General features: G+C 64.4%; 11 protein-coding genes. 6 read left to right on the forward strand and 5 right to left on the reverse strand.

Annotated elements, in window-relative coordinates:
* The first annotated feature begins 141 nt into the window (after positions 1 to 141).
* The 4 genes from ccmA (at position 142) to NKI15_RS29960 (ending at position 2,534) form a co-directional block, all read left to right on the forward strand.
* Positions 142 to 747 (forward strand): heme ABC exporter ATP-binding protein CcmA, encoded by a 606-nt coding sequence (gene ccmA / locus NKI15_RS29945; RefSeq protein ID WP_023834703.1) that lies wholly within the window; start codon positions 142 to 144, stop codon positions 745 to 747.
* A gap of 229 nt (positions 748 to 976) precedes the next feature.
* A complete protein-coding gene (gene ccmB / locus NKI15_RS29950; protein WP_023828742.1) occupies positions 977 to 1,642 on the forward strand; it encodes a heme exporter protein CcmB in 666 nt (221 codons plus the stop codon).
* A gap of 122 nt (positions 1,643 to 1,764) precedes the next feature.
* Positions 1,765 to 1,956: a heme exporter protein CcmD gene (gene ccmD / locus NKI15_RS29955; protein WP_023671735.1), complete on the forward strand. Its 192-nt coding sequence runs from the start codon at positions 1,765 to 1,767 to the stop codon at positions 1,954 to 1,956.
* Positions 1,953 to 2,534: a DsbE family thiol:disulfide interchange protein gene (locus NKI15_RS29960; protein WP_023683850.1), complete on the forward strand. Its 582-nt coding sequence runs from the start codon at positions 1,953 to 1,955 to the stop codon at positions 2,532 to 2,534. The genes ccmD and NKI15_RS29960 overlap by 4 nt, the downstream gene beginning before the upstream one ends.
* A 183-nt stretch (positions 2,535 to 2,717) precedes the next feature.
* On the opposite strand, the gene NKI15_RS29965 is transcribed toward NKI15_RS29960, so the two are convergent.
* Positions 2,718 to 2,885, reverse strand: coding sequence for a hypothetical protein (locus tag NKI15_RS29965; protein WP_023742107.1), 168 nt, complete (start codon positions 2,883 to 2,885; stop codon positions 2,718 to 2,720).
* 285 nt (positions 2,886 to 3,170) lie between these two features.
* Between NKI15_RS29965 and NKI15_RS29970 the strand changes: the two genes are divergently transcribed.
* Positions 3,171 to 4,091, forward strand: a complete 921-nt coding sequence (locus NKI15_RS29970; protein ID WP_023671738.1) for an SMP-30/gluconolactonase/LRE family protein — start codon at positions 3,171 to 3,173, stop codon at positions 4,089 to 4,091.
* Positions 4,092 to 4,256: 165 nt separating this feature from the next.
* Positions 4,257 to 4,463, forward strand: a complete 207-nt coding sequence (locus NKI15_RS29975) for a tautomerase family protein (RefSeq protein ID WP_023683852.1) — start codon at positions 4,257 to 4,259, stop codon at positions 4,461 to 4,463.
* Between the two features lie 84 nt (positions 4,464 to 4,547).
* On the opposite strand, the gene NKI15_RS29980 is transcribed toward NKI15_RS29975, so the two are convergent.
* From NKI15_RS29980 to ftsY, 4 genes are all read right to left on the reverse strand, one after another.
* Positions 4,548 to 5,096, reverse strand: a complete 549-nt coding sequence (locus NKI15_RS29980) for an NADPH-dependent FMN reductase (protein ID WP_023821954.1) — start codon at positions 5,094 to 5,096, stop codon at positions 4,548 to 4,550.
* A gap of 58 nt (positions 5,097 to 5,154) precedes the next feature.
* Positions 5,155 to 5,775 carry a pyridoxamine 5'-phosphate oxidase family protein gene (locus tag NKI15_RS29985; protein WP_023831872.1) on the reverse strand — a complete coding sequence of 207 codons (621 nt, stop codon included), beginning with the start codon at positions 5,773 to 5,775 and terminating at the stop codon, positions 5,155 to 5,157.
* Between the two features lie 67 nt (positions 5,776 to 5,842).
* Positions 5,843 to 6,514, reverse strand: a complete 672-nt coding sequence (locus NKI15_RS29990) for a septation protein A (RefSeq protein WP_023687683.1) — start codon at positions 6,512 to 6,514, stop codon at positions 5,843 to 5,845.
* A gap of 61 nt (positions 6,515 to 6,575) precedes the next feature.
* The gene (gene ftsY / locus NKI15_RS29995) at positions 6,576 to 8,273 is read right to left on the reverse strand and encodes a signal recognition particle-docking protein FtsY (protein ID WP_352887861.1); all 1,698 of its coding nucleotides are present in this window, start codon (positions 8,271 to 8,273) and stop codon (positions 6,576 to 6,578) included.
* Between the last annotated feature and the right edge of the window lie 146 nt (positions 8,274 to 8,419).

Here is an 8,419-nt window from a genome sequence, read left to right on the forward strand (position 1 = left end):
GCGCAAATTCTGTTCCCGTGCCGACCGCTGGCACGGATGTCCCGCATATAGAGAATTTTCTGGAATAGTTCTAGACAGTTGCGGAGCAAATTTGTGCGATGCGGCAGCTATCGCGCGGTAAAGTTTTCGGGACGGGCAGGCATGCGGCTGATTGCCGAAAATCTGGGCGGCGAACGCGGCGGCGAGACGGTCTTTTCCGGCATCGGTTTTGCGCTCGACAAGGGCCAGGTGCTGGTCGTCACCGGGCCGAACGGCTCGGGCAAATCGACGCTGCTCAGGGTCATCGCCGGGCTGCTACCGAAGGCGCAAGGCGATGTGCGCATCGAGGGCGGCGAAAGGTTTCCGACGATCGCTTCGGCGGTCCACTATCTCGGCCACCTCAATGCACTGAAGACGGCGCTCAGCGTGGCGGAGAATCTGCGCTTCTGGCGCGATTTCAACGGCGATGGGCAGTTGGGTGTCGGAGAGGCGCTGGAGACGGTTGGTCTCGGCGGCATCGGCCATCTGCCTTTCGGATATTTGTCGACCGGGCAAAGGCGGCGGGCGGCGATTGCGAAATTGCTGGTCAGTCATAAGCCGCTGTGGCTGCTGGATGAGCCGACGGCTGGGCTGGATAAGGCCTCGGAGGCGCGGTTTGCGGGGCTGATGACGAGGCATTGCGCAGAAGGCGGAATCATTGTCGCGGCGACGCATTTGCCACTGGGATTGGATGGAGCACAGGCATTGAGGATGGGAGCAACAGGGTGATGTCGGCATTCCCGCCCACCCCCCTCTGCCCTGCCGGGCATCTCCCCCGCAGGGGGGGAGATCAGATGTCATGCCGGCTTTCGCCAATCACCGGCATTGAAAAAGAGGCGTCAGCAACGGAACTGCCAATCTCCCCCCTTGCGGGGGAGATGTCCGGGAGGACAGAGGGGGGTGTGAAGGAACGCCACCTTCGGCAAGATGGCGATCAAACCGCAGGCGCGGCTTGGCAATGCTAGCCCTCTTCCTGCGCGACGTCCGTCTCTCAATCCGTGCCGGGGGCGGGGCGCTCACCGGCGTCATCTTCTTCCTCGCCGTCATCGCCACCATCCCCTTCGGTGTCGGACCGGACCTGAAGCTGCTCGCCCGCATCGGTCCGGCGATCCTTTGGATCGGCGCTCTGCTCGCCTGCCTGCTCGGCCTCGACCGGCTGTTTCAGGCCGATCGCGAAGACGGTTCGCTCGATCTTCTGGTGCTGGGCAATGACCGCCACATGCTGGCGCTGACGGTGCTGGTGAAGTGCCTGGCGCATTGGGCGGGCAGCGTTCTGCCGCTGGTGGTTGCGGCACCTCTGCTGAGCCTGTTCATGAACATGGAGCCGCTCAGCATCGGCGCCACCGCGCTGACGCTGCTGGTCGGCACGCCGGCGATCACTTTCATCGGCGCGGTCGGGGCGGCGGTGGCGGTGGCGCTGCCACGTGGCGGGCTGCTGATCTCGGTGCTGGTGCTGCCGCTGACCATCCCGGTGCTGATCTTCGGGGTGTCGGCGAGCTACGGCGCGGTGGCCGATCCTGATCCGTTCCTGCAGCCCTTCCTCATTCTTGCCGCGCTGACGCTGTTTCTTGCCGTGCTGGGTCCGGTGGCGGCAGCACTGGCGCTGCGGCATGGAACGGATTGATATGACCGCTGCGGCGCGACGATCAATTGCGAAGCCCCAGCCGCAAAGCTAAGAAAGCCGCAAAGCTATGGGAAGGCCATGATCGAGCACGACGAAGTGACGGTGGAAGGGGAGCGAAGCGCATGAGTGCACACGCACTCTATGTCGCGGCCGCCTATGGCATCACGGTGATCGTGCTGGCCGGGCTGATCGGCTGGATCCTGCTCGACCAGCGGACCCGCAAGCGCGAACTGGCAGACCTCGAAGCGGCCGGCGTGCGGCGTCGCTCGGACAAAGCCGGTACTGGGGCCAGCACTGGGGCCAGCAAGCCATGAGCACGGAAAGCGAAACGCCGGCGTCGCCGCGCCGCCGCCTGGTCGTGCTGTTGCCGCTGCTGGTTTTTCTCGGCCTCGCCGGATTGTTCCTGTCGCAGCTTTTGTCGGGACGCGATGAGGCGGCAGTGCCGTCGGCGCTGATCGGCCTGCCGGCGCCGCAGACCAACCTGCCGGCGCTGGAAGGGTCAAACCTGCCCGGGCTGGATTCGAAAGCCTTCGCCGGCAAGGTAACGCTGGTCAACGTCTTTGCATCGTGGTGCGCGCCGTGCCGGGAAGAGCATCCGGTGCTCTTGCAGCTGTCGCAGGACAAGCGCTTCGTCATGGCCGCGCTAAACTACAAGGACCAAGCGCAAAACGCGCGCCGGTTCCTTGGTGATCTCGGCAATCCGTTCCAGGCGATAGGTGTCGACGAGGCCGGCCGCACGGCCATCGACTGGGGCGTCTACGGCGTGCCGGAAACCTTCGTCATCGGCAAGGACGGCAAGATTGCCTACAAGCATGTCGGGCCGCTGACAGGGGAGTCGGCGAGGGATGTTCTGTTGCCGCAGATTGAAAAGGCGCTCGCGGCACCGGGCTGACGTTGGCGCCATGCCCCCTCATCGAGCCGCTACGCGGCCACCTTCTCCCCGTGGGGAGAAGAGGGAAGCATCGGCACAGGCTAGCTCCTCTCCCGGGGGGAGAGGTCGAATTGCCCGAATTGCTCATGCAATTCGGTTTGGCAATCCGGGTGAGGGGGCGGTGCCCCGCTGACGTCTGAAAGCTCAGCCGTAGATCTGCTTGTGGACCTGGTAGAGCATTTCCGAGCGGTCGGCGCGCAGGTCGGCCAGATCGCGGCTCGTCAGGTTTTCGATTTCCGCGACGAGGCGGTTGTAGTGGCGGCGCTTGGCCATCGAGGTGCGCGCGCGGGAGAAGAGGTTGTCAAAAGCCATAGCAAGGGTCCTTTCGTACCGCATATCAGCGGTGAATTGTTCCTCCCTTGGTCGTTCGCACCATGACATAGGAATGGTGCGATGCAAAAAGAAGATGTTGCAATGCACCATTGCACAGGGCGCATAGCGGGTTAATACAGCGCTAACAGCACCATAAACGGCCGGACAGGCTGGCGGGCCATGCCGGCCGGGCACCTTTTGTCTTACAATTGCGCCTGCGCCACCTTGCCATCGCGCCCGCAGGCTGGCTTGATCCGCGCGTCACGTGATGCCCGGAGGAAATGCATGGCGACCGCAGACTATTACGAAATTCTCGATCCGCGTTTCGCGCGGCTGTTCAACGGCAACGCCCAGGTGGAAAAGCTGTTTACCGGATGTCAGTGGGCGGAAGGGCCGGCCTGGTTCGCCGCCGGCCGCTATGTCGTCTGGTCCGACATCCCCAACAACCGGATGCTGCGCTATGACGAGACCGACGGCAATGTGAGCGTCTTCCGTCAGCCCTCCGGCAATTCCAACGGCAACACCGTCGACCGCCAGGGCCGACTGGTGACGTGCGAGCATTCCGGCCGCCGCGTCAGCCGCACCGAGCATGACGGTTCCGTCACCACCATCGCGGCCGAATGGAAAGGCAAGCGGCTGAATTCGCCCAATGACGCGGTCGTGAAATCCGACGGCTCGATCTGGTTCACCGATCCGAGCTACGGCATCGACACCGACTATGAGGGCGACAAGGCCGAAAGCGAGATCGGCGCTTGCAATGTCTACCGGGTCGATCCGGATACGGGCGAGGTCGAGGCCGTGATCACCGACATGGTCCGGCCGAACGGGCTTGCCTTTTCGCTGGATGAAAGCCAGCTCTATGTCGTCGACACCGGCCGCACGCATGGCGCGCAGAACCCCGCGCATATGCGGGTCTTCAACGTCGGCAAGCACGGCAAGAAGGTGTCGGGCGGCAAGGTGTTCGCCGACTGCACGGCCGGCCTGTTCGACGGCTTCCGGCTCGACGAGGCCGGCCGCATCTGGACCAGTGCCGCCGACGGCATCCATTGCTACGATCCCGACGGCACGCTGATCGGCAAGGTCAAGGTGCCGGAAGTGACCGCCAATTGCGTGTTCGGCGGCAACAAGCTGAACTGCCTCTACATCGCCGGCACCACGTCGCTCTACATGGTGCGGCTGATGGTGAACGGGGCGAAGACGTATTGAGGCTGCTGGAAACGCTTCTCTGGCGGCCCTTGATGGCGTTTCTGCGCATGTCCGCGGCGCCTGTTGCGCGGCGGCCGCCGGAACCGCCGCCAAGCGGTTCGCCGGAGCGGATTTCGAAGCCGCCCAGCGGCGGCGGTATCAGACACAATTCAAGGGGAGGACGTCATGCCATTCGTCAACATCCGCATCGTCAAGGAAGTGATCGCCGCTGATCCCGCTGGCAAGAAGGCCGACATCGCCAAAAAGGTCACGGCGGCCATCATGGACGCCACCGGGCTTAGCAATGACGACGTCTGGGTGGTGTTCGAAGAGGTCAACGCGCGCGACTGGTATGTCGGTGTGACCGATGTCGAGACGTTGCGGAAGGGGTAGCACAGCGGCACGTTGGGGTGCGGCCGCACCCTTTCGTTCGTCATCCTAGGGTCTGCGCCGCGTCGCTTCGCTCCTTGCTCCGCCCTAGGATGACGAGGCAACGTCTGCGCGTATAAAACTCGCGAAAACCTGCACCGCTTCGCGCATGGCCCGCAGGTTCTCGTTCTCTCCCAGGATCGCTTCCATCTCCGGCGGTTTCTTGCCGAGCAAGGCAATCTCCAGAACCGCGTCCTCACAAAGCGCAAACGACATCGTCCGCATGATCTCCGCAAGCGCTGCGCGGGCGTAGAGCGAGCGCGCGGAGGCGTGGGCCAGCATGGCGGGCTTGCCGACTGCGGCGTCGCGCGAGACCAGCCAGTCGAGCGCGTTTTTCATGCCGCCGGGCACGCCATGGGCATATTCGGGGCAGGAGACGATGATGCCGTCGGCGCTGGTGACGGCCTCGATCAGCCGCATGGCCTCGGCCGGTGTGCGCTCGCCTTCGTCATCCGGGTTGAAGATCGGCAGCAGGCCGAGCCCGTCATAGACAGTTACGCGGCAATCCGAAGGCGCGTTCGCGGACAGCGCCGCCAGCAGCGCCGAATTGGTCGAGGCGGCGCGCAGGCTGCCGGAGATGGCGAGGAGTTCGATCACGGGGAAACAGGGCTAGGGAAACCGGCAAAGGACCGCAATGGCGAATCGTACCCGAAATCTACCACAGGGTCTTGCTGTAGGCTTCGTCCAGCGAGCGGTCGAAATCGTCGGCAGTTTCGGCATGCGCCATCTGATCGGACAGGATCTGACCGAGCGTCGGCAATGTCGCGCGGTCGTGCCAGCTGTCCGGCTTCCACAATTCGGAGCGCATGAAGGCCTTGGCGCAGTGCATGTAAGCGGCCTTGACGCTCACCACGACGACGCTTTGCGGTTGCTTGCCGTCGACGGTGAGGCGCTCGCGCAAACCGGCATCGACGGTTATGCGGGCGTCGCCATTGATGCGCAGCGTCTCGTTCATGCCGGGGATGAGAAAAAGCAGCCCGACCGAAGGGTTGAGCAGGATGTTTTCCAGCGTGTCCAGCCGGTTGTTGCCGGGCCGGTCGGGAATGGCGATGGTCGTGTCGTCTAGGACAAGGGCGAAGCCCGGCCTGTCGCCTTTCGGCGTCACGTCGGAATTTCCGGCGCCGTCGGAAGAACCAATCAGCACGAAGGGGCTCTTGCCGATGAAGGAGCGGCAGTGGCCGTCGAGCGCCCGGAGTTCCTTGCGCATTGAGGCGTCGGTCGGCCGCGGGGTCTTGTAGATCGTCCTCAGTTCGTCGCGCGTGGTGACGAATTCCATGGCCGTCTCCGTTTATTCGGACGCAATTCCGGACGGAAAACCGCTTCACACTTTTCCTGGAATTGCTCTACTTGCCGGCTTCTTCCACCTTCTCGGCCTTATCCTCGATCGAATGGTGCAGGATCAGCGGCATCTGGCTGAAGGTGAACAACAGGGTGATCGGCATGATGCCCCAGACCTTGAAGGTAACCCAGAAGTCGGTGGAAAAATTCCGCCACACCACTTCATTGGCAAGAGCCAGGAACAGGAAGAACAGGCCCCAGCGGAAAGTCAGCTTGCGCCAGCCTTCGGCATCGAGGCGAAAGGCCGAATCGAAGACATAGCCGAGCAGCGATCGGCCGAAATACAGACCGCCGAGCAGCACGCCGCCGAACAGGGTGTTGACGATGGTCGGCTTCATTTTGATGAACACGTCGTCCTGCAGATAGAGCGTCAGCGCGCCGAAGATGAAGACGACGACGCCCGAGACCATCGGCATGATCGGCAAGGTGCGCAGCAGCAGCCAGGAGGCGATCAGCGCGATCGCGGTCGCCGCCATGAACAGGCCGGTGGCGACGAAGATCGGCCCGCCGAATTCGGCCAGGACAGGAAATTTCTGCACCAGCCAGGCGCCGCGTGCATTGGCGAAGAAGAACACCATCAGCGGCCCGAGTTCCAGCACCAGCTTGAGCAGCGGATTGACGCTTTCTTTCTTCTTTCGCGGGTCGGACGGGTCGCGTTCGAGGATGGGTGGGTTCATGACTTCCTTCTGACGCATGATCTTGTCCAAAAAGCCGTCAGCTCTTCGGGATCATTGCCTGTTACGCTACGCCGGCGATCGCCCTGGCGAATTCGCCGGCCGAGAATGGTTCGAGGTCGTCGACCTGTTCGCCGACGCCGATGAAATAGACCGGCAGTTTGTGCTTTGCCGCGATCGCGACCAGAATACCGCCGCGCGCCGTGCCGTCCAGCTTGGTCATCACCAGGCCGTTGACGCCGGCGACATTGCGGAAGATCTCGACCTGATTGAGCGCATTCTGGCCGGTGGTGGCGTCGACCGTCTGCAGCACGGTATGCGGCGCTTCCGGATCGAGCTTGCCCAGCACGCGCACGATCTTTTCCAGCTCCGCCATCAGTTCGGTCTTGTTTTGCAGCCGGCCGGCGGTGTCGATGATCAGTACGTCGGAGCCGGCCTCCTTGGCGCGTTCGAAAGCGTCGTAGGCAAGGCCGGCGGCATCCGCGCCGATCTTCGAGGCGATGACCGGAGACTTCGTCCTCTCGCCCCAGATCTTCAGCTGCTCGATGGCTGCAGCGCGAAAGGTATCGCCGGCGGCCAGCATCACCGACAGGCCACCATCGGTCAGTTTGGCGGCGAGCTTGCCGATGGTCGTGGTCTTGCCGGTGCCGTTGACGCCGACCACCAGAATGACATGCGGCTTGTGCGACAGGTCGAGCTCCAGCGGCATGGCGACATGGGCCAGCACCTTCTCCACCTCGGCCGCCATGATGGTGCGGACATCCGCGTCGGAGACATCCTTGCCGTAGCGGCTGGCAGCGAGGGCATCGGTGACGCGCAAGGCTGTTTCCATGCCCAGATCGGCACGGATCAGCACGTCCTCCAGATCCTGCAGCGTCTCCTCGTCGAGCTTGCGCTTGGTGAAGACGCCGGCGATGTTGCCGGTGAGTTCTTTCGAGGAGCGGGCAAGCCCGTCGCGCATGCGCTGGAACCAGGAGCGTCGAGGCGCCGGTTCGGGCGCCTTTTGCGGCTCGGCTTTCTGCTCGACCTTTTTGGTGACGGTGACTTTGCCGGGAGCTGGTTTTGACTGTGGCGAAGGTTGCGGGGCCGGCGCGGGCGCTAGCTCGGCAACGATGGTCTTGGCTTCGACCGGCGCGGGTACAGCTTCAACCGACGTGCGCTTTACCTCCCCCTTGATGGGGGAGGTCCCAAGCGAAGCTTGGGGGTGGGGGTGATTTGCGCTGGCGTCAGCGCTGTCACCCCACCCCGCCGCTTCGCGTCGACCCTCCCCATCGAGGGGAGGGTGGGGCGCCTCGTCCTTCTCCCCGTGGCTATACGGGGAGAAGGTGCCGGCAGGCGGATGAGGGGCGGCGCTGACCTCTGAGTTAGGCTCTGCGGGAGGCGCGGACGGTTGCGGCACTTCGATCGGGGCGGCCGGTTCTGCTGGAGTCTCGGCAGGCGTCGGCGCTTCGACGGGAGCGGGCTCCAGCTGCGGTTCCGGACGCGATGGTTCGATCTCCGGCTCGGCCGGCGCCGGCGGCACTTCTTGGGGCTGCGGCTCGGGAGCCGGCTCCGGAACCGCTGGCGGCGCAGGAACTTCTTCCGGTGCAGGCGGCTCGGGTATCTCCGGCTCAGGCTGCGGTTCTTCTACCGGCGCGGGCTCCGGCAACGGTTCCGGCTCGGATGGGACGACCGGTTCCGGCGCGGGCGGGATGGTCGGCGCGGGTTTGGGCTTCGGTTCTTCTGGCGCCGACTGCGGCGCAGGCTTTACCTCCCCCTCGATGGGGGAGGTCCCAAGCGAAGCTTGGGGGTGGGGGTGAGTGGCGCCGGCGTCGGCGCGGTGGGCCCCCCCCCCCCCGCCCGGGGGGGGGCCGCCCCCCCCCCGGGGGGGGGGGGGGGGGGGGGGGGGGGGGGGGGGGGGGGGGGGGG

The organism is Mesorhizobium sp. M0862 (assembly GCF_040319795.1).
In the GTDB taxonomy this organism is placed as follows: domain Bacteria; phylum Pseudomonadota; class Alphaproteobacteria; order Rhizobiales; family Rhizobiaceae; genus Mesorhizobium.

Coding starts and splice junctions, on each gene's coding strand:
- ccmA (WP_023834703.1), top strand. CDS start 142: ATGCGGCTGATTGCCGAAAATCTGGGCGGCGAACGCGGCGGCGAGACG.
- ccmB (WP_023828742.1), top strand. CDS start 977: ATGCTAGCCCTCTTCCTGCGCGACGTCCGTCTCTCAATCCGTGCCGGG.
- ccmD (WP_023671735.1), top strand. CDS start 1,765: ATGAGTGCACACGCACTCTATGTCGCGGCCGCCTATGGCATCACGGTG.
- NKI15_RS29960 (WP_023683850.1), top strand. CDS start 1,953: ATGAGCACGGAAAGCGAAACGCCGGCGTCGCCGCGCCGCCGCCTGGTC.
- NKI15_RS29965 (WP_023742107.1), bottom strand. CDS start 2,885: ATGGCTTTTGACAACCTCTTCTCCCGCGCGCGCACCTCGATGGCCAAG.
- NKI15_RS29970 (WP_023671738.1), top strand. CDS start 3,171: ATGGCGACCGCAGACTATTACGAAATTCTCGATCCGCGTTTCGCGCGG.
- NKI15_RS29975 (WP_023683852.1), top strand. CDS start 4,257: ATGCCATTCGTCAACATCCGCATCGTCAAGGAAGTGATCGCCGCTGAT.
- NKI15_RS29985 (WP_023831872.1), bottom strand. CDS start 5,775: ATGGAATTCGTCACCACGCGCGACGAACTGAGGACGATCTACAAGACC.
- NKI15_RS29990 (WP_023687683.1), bottom strand. CDS start 6,514: ATGAACCCACCCATCCTCGAACGCGACCCGTCCGACCCGCGAAAGAAG.